Source organism: Kribbella sp. NPDC048915 (assembly GCF_040649595.1).
GTDB lineage: Bacteria > Actinomycetota > Actinomycetes > Propionibacteriales > Kribbellaceae > Kribbella.
Map to the genome: position 1 here is coordinate 1 of NZ_JBEZFT010000035.1, position 20677 is coordinate 20677.

General features: G+C 70.2%; 19 protein-coding genes. 7 read left to right on the plus strand and 12 right to left on the minus strand.

Annotation, left to right across the window (positions count from 1 at the left end; all coding sequences use genetic code 11):
* Positions 1-1150: 1150 nt before the first annotated feature.
* Positions 1151-1762 carry a GTP cyclohydrolase I FolE gene (gene folE, locus AB0B82_RS19185; RefSeq protein ID WP_360169763.1) on the minus strand — a complete coding sequence of 204 codons (612 nt, stop codon included), beginning with the start codon at positions 1760-1762 and terminating at the stop codon, positions 1151-1153.
* Between the two features lie 75 nt (positions 1763-1837).
* Between folE and AB0B82_RS19190 the strand changes: the two genes are divergently transcribed.
* Positions 1838-2500 (plus strand): helix-turn-helix domain-containing protein, encoded by a 663-nt coding sequence (locus AB0B82_RS19190; RefSeq protein WP_360169766.1) that lies wholly within the window; start codon positions 1838-1840, stop codon positions 2498-2500.
* Between the two features lie 10 nt (positions 2501-2510).
* A complete protein-coding gene (gene ybaK / locus AB0B82_RS19195; RefSeq protein ID WP_360169769.1) occupies positions 2511-2996 on the plus strand; it encodes a Cys-tRNA(Pro) deacylase in 486 nt (161 codons plus the stop codon).
* Here ybaK and AB0B82_RS19200 read toward each other — a convergent pair whose 3' ends face one another.
* Genes AB0B82_RS19200 through AB0B82_RS19210 form a run of 3 tightly spaced genes read right to left on the minus strand, consistent with a single transcriptional unit; the run spans position 2997 to position 7608 of the window.
* Positions 2997-4352 (minus strand): glycoside hydrolase family 32 protein, encoded by a 1356-nt coding sequence (locus tag AB0B82_RS19200; RefSeq protein ID WP_360169772.1) that lies wholly within the window; start codon positions 4350-4352, stop codon positions 2997-2999.
* 45 nt (positions 4353-4397) lie between these two features.
* Positions 4398-6473: a phosphocholine-specific phospholipase C gene (locus AB0B82_RS19205; protein WP_360169775.1), complete on the minus strand. Its 2076-nt coding sequence runs from the start codon at positions 6471-6473 to the stop codon at positions 4398-4400.
* Positions 6474-6528: 55 nt separating this feature from the next.
* Positions 6529-7608 (minus strand): 3-deoxy-7-phosphoheptulonate synthase, encoded by a 1080-nt coding sequence (locus AB0B82_RS19210; protein ID WP_360169778.1) that lies wholly within the window; start codon positions 7606-7608, stop codon positions 6529-6531.
* A gap of 206 nt (positions 7609-7814) precedes the next feature.
* Here AB0B82_RS19210 and AB0B82_RS19215 point away from each other — a divergent pair, with 206 nt between their 5' ends.
* The 4 genes from AB0B82_RS19215 to AB0B82_RS19230 all read left to right on the plus strand — a co-directional run bounded on the left by AB0B82_RS19215 (position 7815) and on the right by AB0B82_RS19230 (position 9851).
* Complete coding sequence (locus tag AB0B82_RS19215; protein WP_360169780.1) at positions 7815-8330, plus strand: GNAT family N-acetyltransferase; 516 nt, start codon at positions 7815-7817, stop codon at positions 8328-8330.
* Between the two features lie 115 nt (positions 8331-8445).
* A complete protein-coding gene (locus tag AB0B82_RS19220) occupies positions 8446-8736 on the plus strand; it encodes a hypothetical protein (RefSeq protein ID WP_360169783.1) in 291 nt (96 codons plus the stop codon).
* Positions 8737-8774: 38 nt separating this feature from the next.
* A complete protein-coding gene (locus AB0B82_RS19225; protein ID WP_360169786.1) occupies positions 8775-9329 on the plus strand; it encodes a histidine phosphatase family protein in 555 nt (184 codons plus the stop codon).
* Positions 9330-9557: 228 nt separating this feature from the next.
* Positions 9558-9851 carry a WhiB family transcriptional regulator gene (locus AB0B82_RS19230; protein ID WP_131350551.1) on the plus strand — a complete coding sequence of 98 codons (294 nt, stop codon included), beginning with the start codon at positions 9558-9560 and terminating at the stop codon, positions 9849-9851.
* Between the two features lie 36 nt (positions 9852-9887).
* Here the strand turns inward: AB0B82_RS19230 and AB0B82_RS19235 are convergent, their stop codons facing one another.
* Genes AB0B82_RS19235 through AB0B82_RS19260 form a run of 6 tightly spaced genes read right to left on the minus strand, consistent with a single transcriptional unit; the run spans position 9888 to position 14184 of the window.
* Positions 9888-10295 carry a PLD nuclease N-terminal domain-containing protein gene (locus AB0B82_RS19235; protein ID WP_360169789.1) on the minus strand — a complete coding sequence of 136 codons (408 nt, stop codon included), beginning with the start codon at positions 10293-10295 and terminating at the stop codon, positions 9888-9890.
* Positions 10296-10343: 48 nt separating this feature from the next.
* Positions 10344-11222: an ABC transporter permease gene (locus tag AB0B82_RS19240; RefSeq protein ID WP_360169792.1), complete on the minus strand. Its 879-nt coding sequence runs from the start codon at positions 11220-11222 to the stop codon at positions 10344-10346.
* Positions 11209-11982, minus strand: coding sequence for an ABC transporter ATP-binding protein (locus AB0B82_RS19245; protein ID WP_360169795.1), 774 nt, complete (start codon positions 11980-11982; stop codon positions 11209-11211). Before AB0B82_RS19245 ends, AB0B82_RS19240 begins: the two co-directional genes overlap by 14 nt.
* A 27-nt stretch (positions 11983-12009) precedes the next feature.
* Positions 12010-13080, minus strand: coding sequence for an ABC transporter substrate-binding protein (locus AB0B82_RS19250; RefSeq protein WP_360169798.1), 1071 nt, complete (start codon positions 13078-13080; stop codon positions 12010-12012).
* A 47-nt stretch (positions 13081-13127) separates the two neighbouring features.
* The gene (locus AB0B82_RS19255) at positions 13128-14039 is read right to left on the minus strand and encodes a sulfite exporter TauE/SafE family protein (RefSeq protein ID WP_360169801.1); all 912 of its coding nucleotides are present in this window, start codon (positions 14037-14039) and stop codon (positions 13128-13130) included.
* A 46-nt stretch (positions 14040-14085) separates the two neighbouring features.
* Positions 14086-14184 (minus strand): putative leader peptide, encoded by a 99-nt coding sequence (locus AB0B82_RS19260; RefSeq protein WP_360169804.1) that lies wholly within the window; start codon positions 14182-14184, stop codon positions 14086-14088.
* A 155-nt stretch (positions 14185-14339) separates the two neighbouring features.
* On the opposite strand from AB0B82_RS19260, the gene AB0B82_RS19265 reads away from it, so the two are divergent.
* A complete protein-coding gene (locus tag AB0B82_RS19265) occupies positions 14340-16943 on the plus strand; it encodes a family 78 glycoside hydrolase catalytic domain (protein WP_360169807.1) in 2604 nt (867 codons plus the stop codon).
* Here the strand turns inward: AB0B82_RS19265 and trmB are convergent.
* Positions 16924-17634, minus strand: a complete 711-nt coding sequence (gene trmB / locus AB0B82_RS19270) for a tRNA (guanosine(46)-N7)-methyltransferase TrmB (RefSeq protein WP_360169810.1) — start codon at positions 17632-17634, stop codon at positions 16924-16926. The two genes, AB0B82_RS19265 and trmB, sit on opposite strands and share 20 nt — an antisense overlap.
* 50 nt (positions 17635-17684) lie before the next feature.
* Positions 17685-20669 carry a bifunctional [glutamine synthetase] adenylyltransferase/[glutamine synthetase]-adenylyl-L-tyrosine phosphorylase gene (locus AB0B82_RS19275; RefSeq protein WP_360169813.1) on the minus strand — a complete coding sequence of 995 codons (2985 nt, stop codon included), beginning with the start codon at positions 20667-20669 and terminating at the stop codon, positions 17685-17687.
* Positions 20670-20677: the final 8 nt, after the last annotated feature.

Here is a 20677-nt window from a genome sequence, read left to right on the forward strand (position 1 = left end):
CCGATGATGATGCGTCTGAGCTGAGGAGGTCTCCCTCAACCAGACTCACCACGCCGAGCCCGCTGGCGCGCGAGCCGATTGCATGTCATCTTTTCGCGGGTCAGCAGCGCAGGAGATGCAGGGCTGGTAAGGACCCGGCGAACTGCGGCGGCCGGGTTGGCCGGGTTGGCCGGTTTGGCCGGGTTGGCCGGGTTGGCCGGACTGGCCGGACTGGCCGGGTTGGCCGGGTTGGTAGCTCGGCGCGGGTGGAGGCCGACCGCGTGCTGGTCGGCGTCTCCTGGGCGACCGCGGCCGTCGTGGGCGCTCGTGCGGGGTTATCCACTCGTACGCCGTTCCGCGGAGGAACTGTGGATCAGCGGGCGGTGATCTGGTCAGCGGTGTTCGACTCGCGGTGACGGCGCGGCACAGTGACGGCGCGGCGTGGTGCCGTCACGTGGGGCGGTAGTACGGCGTGGGTGGTTGCGTGGGGTGCTGGTGCGGCGTGGTGGTGCGGCGTGGTCGTGCGGCGTGGTCGTGCGGCGTGGTCGTGCGGCGTGGTCGTGCGGCGTGGTCGTGCGGCGTGGTCGTGCGGCATGGTCGTGCGGCATGGTCGTGCGGCGTGGTCGTGCGGCGTGGTCGTGCGGCGTGGTCCGTGCGGCGTGGTCGTAGGGGCCTCCGGGTTTTCCGCCACACGATGGGTTCACCCATCGTGTTGTGGGTTCCGCACCCTTCACACGGGTCAGGAACCCACAACACGGTGGGTGAACCCATCGCGTGGGCGCGAACGCGGTCGTACGGCGCGGCACAGCCCGGTACAGCGCGGGCGCCGACTTGGTCACCGAGACCCGTCCACGGATCGGTCACAAGAGCCGGATATCCCACGGCGTAGGAGCACGTCGGAAATCCCCCGGATCCCCCGGATCCCCCCGGATCCCCCCGGATCCCCCCGCTCCCCCCGCTCCCCCCGCTCCCCCCGACTCCCCCGCTCCCCCGGATCCCCCGACTCCCCCGGCTCCCGGTCCCGGACAGCTCAGACACCTGGAGGGACGGCACGCTCGACCCACCCGCACAGCGGTCACCAGAGCCGGTCGTCGCTTCGAGTGGAGGGTTGCTCATCCGAATTCGAGTGGGCACCCCCGACTTCACCGGGTAAGCGGGGTCCCGGTGGAGCTCAGGGGGTGAGGCCGGTGAGGGCGAAGAACTCGGCGCGGGAGCTCGGGTTCTCGCGCAGGGTGCCGTGCAGGGACGAGGTGACGGTCCGCGAGCCGGTGGCGCGGACGCCACGCAGTGACATGCACTGGTGCTCGGCCTCGATCACCACGCCGACCCCCTTCGGGGCGAGGTGGTCCTGGAGCCAGTCGGCGACCTGCTTGGTGAGCCGCTCCTGCACCTGGAAGTCCCGCGCGAACAGTTCCACCACGCGCGCTAGCTTCGACAGCCCGAGGATCCGGTCGCCGGGCAGGTACCCGACGTGGGCGACGCCCTGGAACGGCAGCAGGTGGTGCTCGCACAGCGACTGCACCGGGATGTCCTTGGCCAGCACGAGCTCGTCGTACCCCTCGTCGTTCGGGAACGTCGTGAGCTCGAACTCGCGCGGGGTCAGCATCTCCGCGTACGCATTGGCGACCCGGCGCGGGGTGTCCGCGAGATGCGCACTGTGCGGGTCCCGCCCGAGTGCGGTCAGCAGGTCCGCGACGGCACGCTGCGCGGCGGGAAGGTCGATCTCCTCCCGGCGGGCGACGATATGGAGGGGGACGGACTCGAGGTCGGCCGAGATCGCCATCTGCACACTCCCTGAGGTTTCAGCGAACTCACATCATACTGTTACTCCAACCAGAGTTGTCGATAGAATCATTCCGTGGACATCTCCCGGAGCGCCTCGATGCAGGCGGTCGCCGTACTGGAGGAGCCGACCCGCCGCCGGCTCTACGAGTACGTCGCGGGCGCGCCGGAGCCGGTGAGCCGGGACGACGCCGCGAGCGCGCTCGGTATCCCGCGCACCACGGCCGCGTTCCACCTCGACAAGCTCACCGACGAGGGCCTGCTCGACACCTGTTACGAGCGCCGCACCGGGCGGACCGGTCCGGGGGCCGGGCGGCCCGCCAAGCTGTACCACCGGTCCGACCGCGAGATCGAGATCAGCCTCCCCGAGCGGCAGTACGCCGTCGCCGGCCATCTCCTCGCTGCCGCCATCCAGGACGCGGAATCCACCGGCATCACGCCCCGCGAGGCGGTCAACCGCCGGGCCCGCGAGTACGGCGAAGCGCTCGGCCGCACCGCCCGCGACCAGGACGCCTTGCTGCGGGTCCTCGAAGCCGCGGGGTTCGAGCCACGCCCGGAGAGCGACGGCATCGCGCTCGCGAACTGCCCGTTCCGGCGGCTGGCAAAGGACCACCCGCGGCTGGTCTGCGGCATGAACCTGCAGCTCGTCGCGGGGCTGCTGAGCAACCTCGACTCCCCGTTGCGCGCCGAGCTCGCACCGCGAGACGGTCACTGCTGCGTGCGGATCAGCGCTCGTTAAGCTCGCCCCCGTGGCGAAGAAGCAGAGTCAAGGTACGCCGGCGACGGTGGCGCTGACGAAGGCGAAGGTCGAGTTCACGACGCACACCTACGATCACGACCCGGCCGCGAAGTCGTACGGGCTGGAGGCCGCGGAGGCTCTCGGGCTGCCTGCGGAGCAGGTGTTCAAGACGCTGCTCGTCGAGGTCGACGGCAAGCTCACGGTCGGCGTCGTCCCGGTCGAGAAGCAGCTCGATCTGAAGGCGATCGCGGCCGCGGCCGGCGGCAAGAAGGCCGTCATGGCCGACCCGGCCGCCGCCGAGCGCAGTACCGGGTACGTCGTCGGGGGCATCAGCCCGATCGGCCAGAAACGGCCACTCCCCACGGTCGTGGACACCACGGCCACCGATCACCAGACCGTCTACGTCTCCGGCGGCCGCCGCGGCCTCGACATCGGCCTCTCCCCCGCCGACCTCCTCACCGTCACGAAGGGCCGCACCGCACCGATCGCCCGCTGATCAGTGCTTCCAGATCGAGGCCAACTGATTGATCGTCAGCGACTCGATCACGAGGGTGCCGGTGGTTTCCAGCTCGACGTCGGTCGGGCCCGGGTGGTCGCCGAAGTTGACGTTGTAGGACTGGTAGACGATGCCGTCGTTGGCGAAGACGTCGAGCTGGCCGTGGTCGATCAGGAGCTGCAGGCGTAGCTTGCCGTCGACGGGCGACAGGGGCGCGCCGTCGAGGGTTTCGCCGTCGTAGACGATCTCGCGAGCCGCGCCCTCGGGGGCCGGGCGGAGCCGGATGGTGAAGCCGGCAGTGTCCGCGAGGGCGATCGTTGCCTGCAGCTCATAGGCGCGGCCGGCCGGGAAGCGTTGTTTGCCGTTGGCAATCGTCAGGCCGGTCCACTGCTGTGAGTGCTCATGCAGCAAGGCGAGTTCGCGGATCGGGGTGCTGGTCACGCGCAGGCCGTCGGCAGTGTGGCGAAGACGTTGTTCGACCGGGAAAGACGCGTTGCCGGTCCAGATCGAGCCGCGGTTCTCGCCTTGCCAGGCCATCGACACGACGCGGTCGTCGGGCGGGTTCTCGAAGGTGAGCGCGGCGTAGTACCCCGCGCCCGCGAAGGTCTTGGTCTGGTTGATCTTCTGCGGCGCGGTCCAGTCGGTGCGGAACGCCGTACCGTCCCAGTCGCCGGCGAGGTACTGACCGCCGGCGTCGTGCAAGACCCAGCGATGGCCGTCGTCGATCGGCATCCGGACGAAGTTCGGGCATTCGAAGAGCCAGTCGGCCGGGAAGCGCGACGCGAACGTCCAGTCGAGGAGGTTCGCCGAGGTGTAGAAGTCGACGCCGTTGCCGCCCTCGTCCGACCAGACGACCATGCCCCACCGCTCGCGGTCGCGAAACACCTTCGGGTCGCGGCTGGTGCCGCCTGGCGTCACCACCTTCCGCCCGCCGTCGTACGGCGTGAACGTGTCGCCGCCGTCGAGGCTGGAGAAGACAGTCACGCCGTTCGTGCCGGAGTACACGATGATCGGGTCGTGGTCGCCGGCCTTCAGTCCGCTCGTGTTCTCGGTGTCGACGACGCCGCCGCCCGACCACAGATCACCTGGGTGGATCTTCGGGTCGAGGGCGATCGGTCGTTGCTCCCAGTGCACGAGGTCGGTGCTGGTGGCGTGCCCCCAATGCATCGTGTCCCAGACCAGGCTGTGCGGTGCGTGCTGGTAATAGAGGTGATACACGCCGCGGTAGTACAGCGGCGCGTTCACGTCGTTCATCCAGCCGGCCCGGGTACTGAAGTGGAACTGACCGCGGTTCGTCTCCTGATAGTCCGTCTCCGGATACGGGAACTCGCCTGTGCCATCGGTGTGCGCGCTCACCCGCACAACGATGGCACAGACGACCCCTGCCGGTGGAGCGAGCGATCAGCCCGTGATACTCGGCCTACCGGTCTCCAGATGGCCGATCAGCCGGCGCCGGTACGCCGGATCGTCGGGCGTCGTGACCTCGAGGTCGTACCACCCGCTGTCGGTCGGCCAGAACAGCGGCCGCGACTGCTTCCCGCGCAGTTCGACCGTCGTCGTCTTGGTGGTGTAGTTGCGCGCAGTCAGCTTGACGGTCAACGTCCGCCGCGACGAGTTGACGAGGTGCACCTGGAGCGCCCCGGCCCGGTTCTCGATCCGTACGTCGAGGCCGGCCGCCGCGCCGTCCGACCGGCCCGCGACCTCCACCCAGAAGCGGTTCGGGCCCTGGATCGCGAGCTCGTACCCGCCGTCGACCGGGATCACCACGGAGGTCGACCGCGGTACGTCGAGGTGGGTCGGGGCGGCCAGTTCGCTGCCGTACGGATAGATCGCGAAATGCACCGGCGCCTTGCCGTGATTGCTCAGGGCAAGCATGAGCTTGCCACCAGCAACCGAGCCGGAAACCGACGGTCCGTAAGGGAGTGCGCGAGCCGGACGGCGACCGGATTCCTGCTCGGGCAGCGCCTGGTCGGCCGGGGGTGCAGGGTGCCAGCGGTTGATCGGTGCCGGGATCGGACCCGGCCGGCGCGTCGCCGGCTGCCGGTAGGTTCGGTCGAAGTCGAACGCCGAGGTCAGGTCACCGGCGACCGTGCGTCGCCAGGCGCTGATGTTCGGCTCGCGAACGCCTGTCCACCGCTCGAGGAACCGCAGGATCGACGTGTGGTCGAAGACCTGCGAGCTGACATGACCGCCGACGGTCCACGGCGACACCACGGTCATCGGGACGCGCGGCCCGAGGCCGATCGGCCGGCCGTCGTACCAGTCGTCGCCGGCGCCGGAGTCCGGCCGCGGCGCGACCGGCGGCGGGACGTGGTCGAAGTACCCGTCGTTCTCGTCGAAGGTGATGAACAGCGCGGTCTTCGACCAGGTCTCCGGGTCGGACGCGATCGCGTCGAGTACCTCGTAGATCAGATTGGCGCTGCCGACCGGCGTGGACGACGAGGGGTGTTCGGAGGCGGCCGCGGGCGGGACCAGCCAGCTCACCTGCGGCAGCGTGCCGGCCGTGATGTCGGCGCGCAGGCGGGACACCAGCGTCTCCGGCGCGGAGCGGAACATCGCGCGGCCGAACAGCTTCCGGTCGGCAGCCGAGAGCTTCCCGACCGCCGCCTCGAACTGCTGCAGCGCGACCGCCCGCTCGTCCTCGCTCAAGCCGAACAGCTTGTCGTAGAACTCCTCGGTCGTCCGGTAGCCGCCCGGCACGTGCTCGAGGATCCGCCGCCCGATGTCCTTGAACGTCCTGAAGTACTCGACCGCGTTGTCGGTGAAGTTGTCCCACTCCTGGTAGATCTGCCACGACACGCCGGCCGCTTCGAGCCGCTCCGGGTACGACGTCCACTCGTAGCCCGCGTGGTCGTACGAGTACGCCGCGTTCGTCACCGCGCGCTGTGTCGTACCGGGTTCGTAGCCGGTCGTCCCGGACCACAGGTAGTTGCGGTTCGGGTTGGTCGATCCGTTCACCGAGCAGTGGTACGCGTCGCAGATCGTGAACGTCTCGGCGAGTTCGTACTGCAGGGGGATGTCGCGGCGGTCGTAGTACGTCATCGCGGCGGCCGTCTTGGCCTGCACCCAGTCGTCGTTCCAGCCGTCGGCCCAGGCCTGCGTGGCGTCGCCGTACCCGTGCGGAAGCGCACCGAGGTACTGGATGTCGTCCGGGTCGCGGCCCGCATCGGCCGCGGCCTTCCGCAGCGAGAACGGCAGCACCTCGCCACCGCCCGCCTTCGGCTGATGGAAGATGCTCCGGCCGTTGCGCAACCGCAGCGGCCGGCGGTCACCGTACCCGCGGACACCGCGCAGCATGCCGAAGTAGTGGTCGAACGAGCGGTTCTCCTGCATCAGCACGATGACGTGCTCGATCGCGTGCAGACCGCCGTGCCTCACGGGGTGCGCCATCGCGGTGTGCAGTGACGGCGGGAGCAGCGATGCCGCTGTCCCGCCGACCACTGACCCGAGCACCAGGCGCCGGGAGATCTCAGTCATGCGCGGCACTGTATGCGCGGCGCGTAGCCGGCACGAGACCTGAGAGTGAACAGAACTACCCGCGGCGGGCGATCGCGGCGTCGCGCAGGCCCTGCAGAACCGCCTCCGTCGTGTCCCAGCCCAGGCAGGCGTCGGTGATGGACTGGCCGTAGGTCAGCTCCCGGGTCGGGTCGAGGTCCTGGCGGCCCTCCTGCAGGAACGACTCCAGCATCACTCCGACGATCGCCTGGTTGCCTGCCGCAACCTGTGCGCCGATCTCCGCGGCCACCGTCGGCTGGCGGCGGTGGTCCTTGCGGCTGTTGCCGTGGCTCGCGTCGACCACGACCCGCTCGGGCAGATCGGCCTTGCGCAACAGCTCGACCGCGCCGGCAACGGACTCCGCGTCGTAGTTCGGCCCGCTGTCCGAGCCACGCAGTACCAGGTGGCAGTCGGGATTGCCGCGGGTGTGCAGGATCGCGGGCGCGCCGTCGTGGTCGATACCGGTGAAGACGTGCGGTACGGCGGCGGCCTTGATCGCGTCGACCGCCGTACCGATCGAGCCGTCCGGACGGTTCTTCATGCCGATCGGCATCGACAGGCCGGACGACAGCTGACGGTGCACCTGGCTCTCGACGGTGCGGGCGCCGATCGCGCCCCAGCTGACCGTGTGCGAGATGTACTGCGGCGTGATCGGGTCGAGGAACTCGCAGCCGACCGGCAGCCCGAGCTCGGTGACCTGGGTGAGCAGCCGCAGGGCGGTCCGCAGGCCGCGGTTCACGTCGCCGGACCCGTCCAGGCCGGGGTCGTTGATGAGGCCCTTCCAGCCGAGCGTCGAGCGCGGCTTCTCGAAGTACACCCGCATCACCACGAGCAGGCCGTCGGACAGCCGCTCGGCGACCGGCCGAAGGCGCTGTGCGTACTCCAACGCGGCGTCCGCGTCGTGGACCGAGCACGGACCGACGACGACCATCAGCCGGTCGTCGGCGCCGTTGAGTACGTCGGTCACCGCCTGGCGGCCGTCGGCGACCGTGCGCGCCAGGTCGTCACCGAGCGGGAACTCGTCGTGCAGCGCCTGCGGCGTGACCAACGGGACGGTCTTCTCGATCCGTCGGTCGACGACCGCGGTCTGCTCGCTCGGTTTGGGGAGGGTGTTCATGACTGGGGACCTTTCCGCCGGCCCGCCGCGAAGGCGCAGACAAGCCGGCTGGTGATACGAGAAAAGGCAAGGACGATGTCCTTGCCTTTTCGCCGGCTCTGGTGTCTGCGGGTGGGCGTCAGCGATCGGCTGAGTCGCCCGGCACCAGGGCCGGCCACTCAAAAAATCGCCAATAGCTGCGCTTCACATCCACCACAATACCACCCATGACCATTCGTTCCGCGCACCGCGACGAGCTCCCCGGACTGCAGGACCTCGAGGTTGCCGCCGGCGCGCAGTTCCGCGAGGTCGGTCTGGGCGACGTCGCGGAACATCCGCCGCCGAAGCTCGAGATCCTGGCGGCGGCGCACGAGGCCGGCCGGCTGTGGGTGTCGGTCGACAGCGCCGACCGGCCGACCGGATACGTGTTCGTGGAGCTCGTCGACGGCGGCGTGCACATCGAGCAGCTCAGCGTGCACCCGGCACACCAGCGGCAGGGCATCGGGCGAGCGCTGATCGCGTACGTCGACACCTGGGCAGCCGGCCAGGGCCTGCGGAAGCTCACGTTGAGCACCTTCCGGAGCGTGCCGTGGAACGCGCCGTACTACGCGCGGCTCGGCTTCGTGGAGCTGCCGCGGGACGAACTCACGCCTGGCCTGACGGGGATCCTGGCCGCCGAGACCGCGTTCGGACTCGATCCGGCGCAGCGGATCTTCATGACCCGGAAGCTTGCCGGGCAGTAACCATCCGGGGACGGCCTCGTTGACTGCTGCAAGACCGGGACGAGACTTCGGGGAGTGCAGCAAGGTGGTGAGGCCGCGGACCTTCGAGTTGGTTCGGTATCGGGATCCCAGTGGTGTGTCCGGGACCGGCGTGGTGGCGGAAGGGTGTGAGTTCACCGACGGTTCGGTGGCCCTGCGCTGGCGCGGCGACAACCCGGCGACGGCCGTCTGGCCGAACGTCGAGTCCATCCTGGCGGTGCACGGCCACCAGGGCGCGACCGAGATCCGCTGGATCGACTCCCCCCGGTCACCCGGCAATCTGTTCGAGGAACTGCACCAGCTGCGCTCTCCCTCGGCGATCGCCGATCCGCTCCAGCCGCCGTCCGGCCACCCGCGTGGATGGGCGGGGGCCAGACATCTCAGGTAGGACATGCCAGTCACGTACATCGCTGCGAGGCGCCGCCCATGCCCGTGACACACATCTACTTGGTCCGGCACGGTGAGCCGGACTACGTGCCGATCGACTCCCGCGGCTGGCCGGGCATGGCCGCCGACTCCGCCCCGCTCACCGCGCTCGGCCGCAAGCAGGCCGAGGAGCTCGCGGACCTGCTCGGCGGGATCGGCGCGACCTATCTGGTCAGCTCGCCGTTCACCCGGGCCCTGCACAGCGCCGCGATCATCGGCCACCGGCTCGCGCTCGGCGTCCGGGTCGACCACGACCTGCGCGACTGGTTGCCGGACGACACCGGCCGGTGGCGCGGCCCCGCCGACGTCCGCGCCGCGCAGGCCGAGCTCGAGACGTACGGCGGCGAGTGGCCGGACGGCATCCAGCGCCCCTGGGAGCCGCTCTCCCGGGTCCGCGAGCGAGCGAACGCCGCCCTCGCCCGGCACGCGGCGAACACCGACGGACCGCTGCTCGCCGTCACCCACGCGACCGTGATCCGAGCCCTCACCGGCGAGCGGAACACCGCGCACGGTGCCCACGAGTACTACCGATTCGACCCCGAAATCGGTGCCTGAGGCATCTGCACGTGCAGACGAACTTGCACCGATGAAGTGACTCATGTCACACCGATTGGCGACGTGAACACCCGTCACGCCTGAAATCGGCCGATCACGGCCCGCAACGGCCTGGTGGCGAGATTTCGCCGCCCGAACTTCGAGACGACAAGGGTTGAACTGTGTAAGAGATGAGCATAGTTTTCACCGAGCGCCCGTCCGCGCTCACGGTGAGTCAAGGAGGTTGCCATGTCGAGAGGGATGCCTCGCCTGCCCCGCCCGCTCATGGATCTGTGGGACTGGCAGTCGCAAGCCGCATGCCGGGACGTCAACCCGGAGCTCTTCTTCTCGCCCGAATCGGAGCGTGGCGTTCGCAAGCGTGCCCGCGAGATGGTGGCCAAGTCGTTGTGCGGGACCTGCCCGGTGCAGCCCGAATGCCGGCAGCACGCCCTGTCCGTCGGTGAGCCGTACGGCGTCTGGGGCGGGACCACGGAGTCCGAGCGCGACAACACCCTCCTGCCCGAACACCGCAAGTCCGCCTAGCGGCACCCGAACCGGCGGCGGCCGAGCCTGGGAAACTCAGGCTTTGCCGTCGTCGGTCTCGGTCGGGGAGTCCTCGGGACCCTTGCTGTCGCGGGGTTTCTCGGGCTCGTCGGCGGGCTCCGGCGTGGGCTCGGCCGGCTTCGCGGTGGTGCGCGGGTCCCGGTAGCGGTCCAGTGACTTGAGGAAGTCCGGATCGTCGTCGGGCGCCAGCGGTCGCGCAGGCGGCTGCGTCGCGGGCCGGCGGACGACCTGCTGCTGACGGTTGCCGTACGCCCGCGACATCAGCAGCCAGACGATCGGCCCGGCGAACGGGACGAACACGATCAGGACGATCCACAGCAGCTTGGGCAGGTGCGGCACGTCCTCGTCGGGTGTCTGGATGCACGAGAACAGCGCGTACACCGTGAGCACCAGGCTGATCAGGAACGGCAGAAATCGGACCACGGTCCAACAGTACGGGCAGACGGTCCACCACGGGTCACGGCACGGGTTTCAGCGTGCTGACGCCGTCAGCCCGCGCGCCCGCAGCACGCTGTTCTCCAGCGGCCGGAACACCAGCAGCTCGATCCCGACGCCGACCACGAAGATCAGCCCGATGCCCGCGAACACCATCGAGATGTCCGACAGCGACATGCCGTTGTGCAGGTACTGCCCGAGTCCCTCGCCCAGGTCCGGCGAGGTCGCGATCAGCTCCGCGGCCATCAGCGACCGCCACGAGAACGCCCAGCCCTGCTTGAGTCCGCCGAGGAACCCGGGCAGCGCGGCGGGCAGCAGGATGAACCGGATCTTGCCGAGCCTTCCGGCGCCGAGCGCCTGACCGACCCGCGGCAGGATCGGCGGCACCTGGTCGAGACCGGACACCAGCCCGTTGGCAATCGACGGCACCGCACCGAGCAGCACGACCCAGTAGATCGCCCGGTCGTTCAGCCCGAACCAGAGCACCGCCGCCGGCACCCAGGCGACCGACGGCAGGCTCTGCAGTCCGGTCACCAGCGGACCGATGCCGCGCCGAACCACCCGCACGTTGGCGATCGCGAGCCCCAGCGGTACGGCAATCAGCAACGAGATCGCGAACCCGATGACAGCGCGGTGCACCGACACCCAGAACAGCTCGGCGATCCGCCCGCTCGTGACGAGCTCCCACACCCGGGCCCAGACGTCGACCGGCGCGGGCAGCTTGTACTCGGGCCAGAACGCCGCCGCCCACAACACCTGCCAGATCGCCACCAGGACGACGATCGCCCCGATCGGCGGCAGGGCCCGCGCCGCGATGCGCCGGACGCGCGAATCCTCCGGTCTGACGACAGGAGTGTCGAGCGCGTCGAGGCCGGCCTCGACGGCGCCCTCGTCCTTCACCTCAAGCTGCGGCATGGCTGCTGATCACCTTGCGAAGGGCCGTGTTGATCTCGTCGACGGCGTCGGGCCTGCCGTCGATCTCCCAGTGCTGGACGACCCGCCCGGGCCGCGACGACAGCAGGACGACGCGTTGCCCGAGCCGGACGGCCTCGCGAACGTCGTGCGTGACGAAGAGGATCGCCGTACCGGTGGCCTGCCAGATGCGCAGCAGCTCACCCTGGAGAACGTCGCGGGTGATCGCGTCGAGCGCCGAGAACGGCTCGTCCATCAGCAGCAGCGACGGTTTGCCCGCGTCCGCGCTGTCGGTGGTCGAAGCGAGCGCCCGCGCGAGCGCGACTCGTTGCCGCATCCCCCCGGACAGCTCGTGCGGCCGCTTGTCGCCGAGACCGGCCAGCCGCACGAGCTCCAGCAGTTCGGCGGCTTTGGCCCGCCGTTGCGCCTTCGGTACGCCGGCCATCCGCAGCGGAAGCTCGACGTTGCCGGCCGCGGTCAGCCATGGCATCAGCGCGGGCTCCTGGAACACGACCGCCGGACGCGACGAATGCAACTCGATCCGGCCGCTGGTCGGCTGGTCCAGGCCCGCGACCAGGTTGAGGAGCGTGGTCTTGCCACACCCGGACGCGCCGAGCAGGCAGACGAACTCGCCCTCGCCGACTTCGAGGTCGACACCTTCCAGCGCGACGACGGACCTCCGGCCGCTGCCGAACGCCTTGCCTACCTGGTGAAACCGCACCGTGCTGCGCTGGCCGGGCGGTGCGTCGACGGTCGCGGTCATGACGACTCCCTCTGTGGCTGGGGCTACTTACTTGGTGTCGAGGCCGGCGGCGTCGACCGCGGGCTTGCCGGCCTTGCCGAGGACCTCGTTCAGCGGTCCGAGGTCGGCGAATCCGGCGACCGCCGGCGCCTCCTTGGCGATGCCCGCGGTGACCTGGTCCTTGGCCAGCTGCGGGAAGGTCGCGGCGACCGGGTCCGCGGTGATCTGGATGTTCTCGAAGGCGCGGTCGATGACGGCCTGCTGCAGGGCCTTACCGGTGCCGGCCTTCAGCTGCTCGTTCACCACGGTCTTCGCCTCGGCGGTGTTCGTCGTACTGAAGTCGATCGCGCCGACCAGCCCGGTGAGCAGCGCCTTCACGGTCTCCGGGTGCTCCTGGAGGAACTTCGTCCGGACGATCAGCACCGTGGTCGGGAACTTGCCGTCCGGCCACAGCGACGCCTCGTCGAGCAGGACCTTCGCGCCGGCGTCCAGGACCAGGCGCGACGACCACGGCTCGGGCAGCCAGGCCGCGTCGACCGCGCCGTTCTTGAAGGCGTCGAGCGTCTGCGCGTTCGCCAGGTTGGTGACCTTGACCTTGCCGGTCAGCTTCTGCTCGGCGAGCCACTTCTTCAGCGACACGTCCTGGGTGTTGCCGAGCTGCGGCGTGACCACGGTCTTGCCGACCAGGTCGGCCGGCTTGGTGATGGTCGGCCGGACGACCAGCTGCGCACCGCCGGAGGTCGCGCCGGCGATCAGGCGGACCGCCTCGCCGTTGGACTTCGCGTACGCATTGATGGCCGGTCCGGAGCCGATGAACGACGCGTCCAGTGAGCCGCCGAGCAGGGCGCCGACGGCCTCCGGTCCGGCGTTGAACTGGGTCGGCACGAGCTTGGTGTCGCCGAGTTCCTTGGCGAACAGGCCGTTGCCGAGGCCGACCAGGGCGGCCGCGTGGGTGACGTTCGGGAAGTAGCCGAGCCGCAGCTCGGTGGCCGGCCCCTTGTCGTTGGCGGCGGCAGCCGTGTCGTCCCCGGCGTCGGCGCGGGAGCATCCCGCGGCAGCAAGGGTCAGGGCGAGGGCGGCAGCGAGCAGGCGGAACGGACGGATGGCGGAGATGCTCACAGGAAGACCTTTGTTCTGTGTGAGAGAAGAGAAAGCTGGAAGACAGCTCAGGAGGAAGCGCGCTCGAGCTCGGTCTCGTCGAGGAGGCGCTCGGCCTCACGGACGGTACGGCGGGCCTGTGCGCGGACGCCGTATGCGAGGATCGCGGCCCAGCCGAGCACGAGCGCCGCGTAGACGGCGTAGCGCGGACCGGTTGCGACGTCGAGGCCGTTCATCAGCGTGCGGGCGTTGGTCAGGATCAGCACCAGGCCGACGCCGACGCCGAGCCAGCGGGTCGCCAGCCGCGACACCAGCCAGGCGGCCAGCGGTGCGGCGAGCACACCGCCGATCAGCAGCGCGGCGACGATGTCGAACGGCAGGTTCTGGCCGCCGAGGCCGAACAGGAACCCGATGCTCGCGGCGACCGACACCAGGAACTCGGCGGCGTTCACCGAGCCGACCGAACGGCGCGGCGCGAGCTTGCCGCTGGACAGCAGCGCGGAGTTCGCGACCGGTCCCCACCCGCCACCGCCGGTGGCATCGATGAACCCGGCGACGAGGCCGAGCGGGCCGAGGAACTTGCCCGCCGGACGGCCTTCGATCACGGCCCGGACCTTCCCGGTGCCGAACCGGACCAGGATGTAGACGCCGAGCAGGAGCAGCAGTCCCGCCACCCACACCGAGGCGGACTCGGTCGACAGGTTGGACAGGAACGTCGCCCCGGCGAACGCGCCAACGGCACCGGGAACCCCGATCAGCGCGACGACGCGCCAGTCGACGTTGCCGAACCGCCAGTGCGACAACCCGGAGGCCAGCGTGGTGCCGACCTCGGCGAGGTGCACCGACGCGGACGCGATCGCCGGAGTGATCCCGGTGACGAGCAGGGCGGTGCTGGCGGTGACGCCGTACGCCATGCCGAGGGTGCCGTCGACCAGCTGGGCGATCGAGCCGAGCAGGGCGATCAGGATGAGACGACGCACAGGAGTGCTCCTACGGGTCGGGAGGAGACGGGCGGAGACGGAGGTGCTACGCCGTCGGCCGACAACCCGAGGAGTTCACGCGCAGCAGATCGACGTGCCGACGCCGCGTGAGGGCGGCTCCGGGCGCGTTCGCGATCAGCTGCATGGGTCTATGAAAGCGGACAAAGTCGAGCAAGATGCTGAGGTTTCAGCATCTGGACGGACGAATCATGAATCGAGACGAGCGATCAAATTCGATCACCGACCGGATACGGTCAATCCGCTTGCACCCTGCGTGACGCCCTGCCTACGGTCCTCCGCGTGCTGACTCCGCGATCGCTCAGGACCGAGTACGCCGTACGACCGATCGGGCTCGACGTCACCAGGCCCCGGTTCAGCTGGGTCGCCGCTGCGCCCGGGCACGGCGCGACGCAAACGGCGTACCAGATTTTGGTCGCCTCGACGCCCGAGCTGCTGACGCCGGAGAGCGCCGACGTGTGGGACTCGGGCAAGGTCGCGTCGGCGCGGACCTTCGGCGTCGAGTACGACGGTGCCGCCGCGCCGCGGACGCGCTACCACTGGACCGTCCGGCTGTGGGACGGCGACGACCAGGCCGGCGACTGGGCGGCCGGCGAGTACTTCGAGACCGGTCTACTCGACGAAGGCTTCGCCGGCGCGCAGTGGATCGGCGGCGAGACCGACAGTGCTCCCCTGCTCCGGCGCGGCTTCACCGTGAACGGCTCGGTCCGGCGGGCACGCCTGTACGCGAGCGGTCTCGGCTACGCGAACCTCCGCCTGAACGGACAGGCGGTCGGCGACGCGGTCCTCGATCCCGGATTCACCGCCTACGACAAGACGGTCCTCTATGTCACGCACGACGTGACCGAGCTGCTGCGGGCCGGCGCGAACGTGGTCGGCGCCGAACTGGGCCGCGGCTTCTTCGGTATGGCCTCGGTGAACGTCTGGCGGTGGCACGCCACGCCGTGGACCGCTGACCCGCGACTGATCGCCCGCTTGGTCGTGGAGTACGACGACGGCCGGGCGGACGAGGTGGTCACCGACCAGACGTGGCGGATCACCGGCGGACCGACACTGTCGGACTCGCTGTACACGGGTGAGACGTACGACGCGCGCCGCGCACTGCCGGGCTGGGACACGACCGTGCTGGACGACTCCTCGTGGGCGAACGCCGAGGTCGTCGAGGCGCCGCGCGGCCGGCTCGTCGGGCAGGCGCACGAGCCGATCCGGGTCACCGAAACCGTCGACCCGGTCGAGGTGACCGAGGTGCGTCCAGGGGTGTGGATCGCCGACTTCGGCCGGACCGACGCCGGCTGGACCAGGATCACGCTGACCGCGCCGGCCGGTACCACGGTCACGCTCACCCACGGCGAGACGGTCGCTGACGGCAACGTGGTGGCCGAGAACATCAACGTGATCGCGCAGAACGGCCACGTCGACGGCGAGCGCATCCAGCGCGACGAGTACATCGCCGCCGGGACCGGCGTCGAGACCTGGGAGTCGCGGTTCTCCTACAAGGGCTTCCGGTACGTCCAGATCGAAGGCGCAGCGGTGCAGATCCAGCTACGGGTCGTGCACTCCGACGTTGCCTCGGTCACCGATTTCTCCTCGACGCAGGCGACGTACGAGGTGCTCGAGCGGATGATGCGCCGTACGGTCCTCGCGAACCTGCACGGCATCCCGACCGACACACCGTTCTACGAGAAGAACGGGTGGACCGGTGACGCGCAGGTCGGTACGCCGACGATGCTGGCGACGCTCGACCTGGCGCGGTTCTTCACCAAGTGGCTCGGCGACATCCGCGACAGCCAGGCGGAGTCCGGGCAGCTGCCGGTGATCGTGCCGACCAGCGGCTGGGGCTTCGAGGAGCTCGCGCCGGCAACGGAGTGGCCGACCGTCTATCCGTTCCTGCTGCGGGAGATGTACCGCTGGTACGGCGACGAACGGCTGCTCCGTGAGCACTGGGACTCGCTGACCCGCTACCTGGCCTGGGAACTCGGCCGCGTCGAGGACGGGCTGTCGTTGAGCGTCCTCGGCGACTGGCTGCCACCGGGTCACTGGCACGGTCCCGCACCCGAGGACCACCGACTGACCGGTACGGCGTACCTCTACCGCGCGCTCGTCGCCGCGGCGGAGATCGGCGAGCTCATTGGGCAACCCAACGATTACCGGAAGGACGCGGCCAACCTCGCGGACGGGCTGAACCGCGCGTTCCTCGACCGCGAGGCGGGACGCTACCGCACCGCCGAGGACCCGGACTACCGGCAGACGTCGAACGCGCTGCCGCTCGCGTTCGGAATGGTCCCCGAAGAACTCGCGGACCGGGTCGCCGCCGGGCTGGCGGCGGACGTCGAGGCGCGCGGCTTCCACCTCAACACCGGCGCGATGGGCGTCGGCGTCCTGCTCCCGACGCTCACCGCCTACGGGTACGGCGACGTGGCAACGAAGGTCGCGCTGCAGCGCACGTACCCGAGCTGGGGGTACTGGATCGATCTCGGCGCGGACACCATGTGGGAGTGGTGGGAGGAAAACTCGCGCTCGCGCAACCACTACTTCCAGGGCACGGTCGTGCAGTGGATCTTCGAGAACGTTGCCGGGCTGCGCGTCGTCGACGCCGGCAGCGAGCGGATCGTCGTCCGCCCGGATGCGCGCGCCGAGGTCGACTCGGCGACCATCCGGACCGAGACGATCCGCGGCACGGTGGCGGTGTCGTGGCAGCAGACCGGGTCGACCCTGGAGTTGGAAGTTCAGGTACCGGTCGGCACGACGGCCGAGGTTCAGGTGCCGTCGGCGCAGGCAGCGGACGTCGCCGCCGTACCGCAGGCCGGGGAGGGCACGCACACGGACGGTTACACCAGCTACACGGTCGGCGCCGGGACGTGGTCCTTCACGAGTCGGTCGGCGTGACCTTGCGGTACATCAGGTCGCGGACCTCACGGCCCTCGGCCCGGGCGCGCGACTCGAACTTCGTCACCGGCCGCCACTCCGGACGTGGCGCCCAGCCGTCGAAGTCGTTCTGCAGCGCCGGTTCGGCCTCGCACACCTCGAGCATCCGCTCGGCGTAGTCCGTCCAGTCCGTTGCCAAGTGCAACGTCCCGCCGGGCTGCAGGCGGTCTGCGATCAGCGCGACGAACGGCGGGGTGACGAGCCGGCGCTTGTGGTGCCGCTTCTTCGGCCACGGGTCCGGAAAGTAGATCCGGACACCGGCCAGCGTGCCGGGAGCGACGTGATCACGCAGGAAGTCCAGCGCGTCACCCTGCAGCAGGCGGACGTTGTCGAGGTCGTACTTCTCCACCCACAACATCAGCTGACCGAGACCAGCCGGGTAGACCTCGGCGGCCAGGTGGTTGACGTCCGGTGCCGCGAGGGCGAGCTGCGCGGTCGCCTCGCCCATCCCGGAGCCGATCTCCAGGACGGTCGGCGCCTCCCGGCCGAACCACTCGTCGAGGTCCACGATGCCGGGCGGGAGGTCCTCCTGAGTGCGACCGAGTGCCGGCCAGTGGGACTGCCAGACGCGCTTCTGCCCCGTCGTCATCCGCACGCTGCGGCGGACGGTGCTGAAGACACCGGCTTGCCTGACCTGATCTGCTGCTCCCACCAGGTGGATTCTAGGAGACGGCCGATCGCCGGAGGTGCGCAGGCGCCGGGTCAGTCGTCCCAGAACAGGCGCGCGACCGCGTTGTGGGCGTGCCTGGTGGTGCGCAGGTAGTCGTCGGAGAAGCGGCCCGACTCCCCCGGCGGGTAGCCGCAGATCTGGGCCACGGCGGCCAGGTCGCGCGGGTCCTGCGGCAGGGAGTCGCCCGGGCGGGCGCGAACCAGCATGATCGCGTTGCGGATCCGGGTGGCCAACTCCCAGGCGGTGCTGAGCGTCTGTGCCTCGGACGGGTCGACCAGGCCCGCCTCGACCGCGGCCCGGAGCGCAGCCAGCGTCCGCGTCGTCCGGAGCCCTGGCACGCGATGCGCCGCACGCAGTTGGAGCAGCTGGACGGTCCACTCGATGTCGGCCAGTCCACCGCGGCCGAGTTTGGTGTGGGTACTGCGGTTGGCGCCGCGCGGCAGCCGCTCGGCGTCGACGCGGGCCTTGATCCGGCGGATCTCCATCACATCGCGGTCACTGATGCCCTTCTCCGGATAACGCAGCGGGTCGATCAGCTCACGGAACGATGTGCACAGGTCGGCGTCCCCGCACAACGGATCCGCGCGCAGCAGCGCCTGCGCCTCCCACACCGCCGACCAGCGCGCGTAGTACGAGGCGTACGAGGCCAGCGTCCGGACCAAGGGTCCTTGCCGGCCCTCGGGGCGCAGGTCCGCGTCGATCGCGACGGCCGGGTCCGCGCCGGGCAACGCGAGCAGGCGGCGGAGTTCGCCGGCCGCCTGGGTCGCGAAGTCGGTCGCCTTCTTCTCGTCGGCGCCGGGGAGCGGGTCGTGCACGAACATCACGTCGGCGTCGCTGCCGTACCCGAGCTCGTGACCGCCGAACCGGCCCATTGCCACGATCGACATCCGGGTCGGCTCCGGCTCACCCTTCGCGACCGCCTTCCGGGCGACCTCGAGCGCTGTCGTCAGCGTGCCGACCGCGATGTTCGTCAGCGCGTCGCCGACCGTTTCGACGTCCAGCAGTCCGGACAGGTCGGCGGCCGCGGTACGGAACAGTTCCCGTCGTCGTACGGCGCGGATCGCCGCAACCGCTGCCTCGGGCGCATCCTGCCGGCGTGCGGCCGCCGACATCTCGGTGCGCAACGACTCCAGCGGGCGCGGCGTCAGTTCGCGTTCGTCGGCGAGCATCGCGGTCGCCTCGGGCGCCCGTTGCAGCAGGTCGACGGCGTACCGTCCGCTGGCCAGCAAGTGTGCGAGCCGCTCGGCGGACGCGCCTTCGTCGCGCAGCTGGCGCAGGTACCACGGGGTTGACCCGAGGGCGTCGGAGATCGTGCGGAACGCGAGCAGACCGGCGTCCGGGTCGGGCGACTCCGCGAACCAGCCGAGCATCGCGGGCAGCAGCGCCTTCTGGATCGACGAGCGCCGCGACACCCCCTCGGACAGGGCCTCGATGTGGCGCAGTGCCGACGCGGGATCGGCGTACCCGAGCGCCGTCAGCCGCTGCTTCGCCGCCTCGGGTGTCAGCCGCACCTCGTCGCCCGGGATCCGCGCGACGGCCGCGAGCAGTGGGCGGTAGAACAGCTTCTCGTGCAGGCGCCGGACCTCGAGCGCGTGCTTCTTCCAAGCCGCAGTGAGGTCCCGGACCGGGTTCTTGGTGAAGCCGAGCGAGCGGCCGAGCCTGCGCAGGTCGGCCTCGTCCTCGGGTACGTGGTGGGTACGGCGCAGGCGGTACAGCTGGATGCGGTGCTCCATCAACCGCAGGAAGCGGTACGCATCCGCGAGGACCGCGCCGTCCGTACGGCCGACGTACCCGTTGCTGGTCAAGGCCTCCAGCGCGACCAGCGTCGTACCGCTGCGCACCGATTCGTCGCTGCGGCCGTGGACGAGCTGCAGGAGTTGTACGGCGAATTCGACGTCCCGCAGTCCGCCCGGACCGAGCTTCAGCTGACGCTCCACGTCGGCGGCCGGAATGTGGTCGATGACGCGCCGGCGCATCGCCTGGACGTCGTCGACGAAGCCCTCGCGGTCCGCGGCCGACCAGGTGAGCTCGCCGATCTGCTCGGCGTACTGCCGCCCGAGCTCGCGGTCGCCCGCGACCGGGCGGGCCTTGAGCAGCGCCTGGAACTCCCAGGTCTTCGCCCAGCGCTGGTAGTACGCGAGGTGGCTGTCCAGGGTGCGGACGAGCGGGCCCGACTTGCCTTCCGGGCGGAGCGCGGCGTCGACCGGCCAGAGGGTGCCCTCACCGGTGTGCGCGGAGCAGATCCGCATCGCCGCCGCGGCCAACTGGGTCGCGGTCTTCAGCGCGGGCTGCTCCGGCTCGCCGTCGAGCGGCTCGGCGACGAACAGCACGTCGACATCGCTGACATAGTTGAGTTCCCGGCCGCCACACTTGCCCATGGCAATGATCGCCAGCCGGCAGTCGGCGGCGCCCGGATGCGCCGCGAAGTACTCGTTGCGCGCAATGTGCAGCGCGGTCTCCAGCGCACCGCCGGCGAGATCCGCGAGGATGGCCGCGACTTCGTCGACGAGCAGCCCTTCGGCGAGATCGCGCGCGGCCAGGCGGAGCAGCAGCCGACGGTACTCGACCCGCAACGCATCGACCGGATTGTCCGCGTCGACGGCGGCCGCGAGCTTCGCCGCGACGTCGTCCACCGACGGCTTGGCCCCGGCCAGGGCCGGGTCCGCCAGGTCGTACCAGTGCCGCGGATGGACGGCGAGGTGGCGGCCGAGCGCCTCACTCGCGCCGAGCACGAACACCAGGCGGCGGCGGAAGTCGGCGTCCATCTCCAGCGTGCGCGCGAACGCGCCCAGGTCGTGCCCGTTGCGATGCAGCGCCTCGGCCATGTCGCACAGACTGCGCAGCGCCAAATCGGGGTCCGCCGACTCCGACAGCGTGGTGATCAGCTGCTCGGTGGCCAGCGGGCTGTGCGAGTCCAGCGTGTCGAGCTCCTCGAGCAGGCCCGCTGCCCGCCGCGGGTCCTCGAACCCCAGCCGGACCAACCGGCCCTCCCACGACGTTCTTCGCCCCTCAGCCACTACGGCAG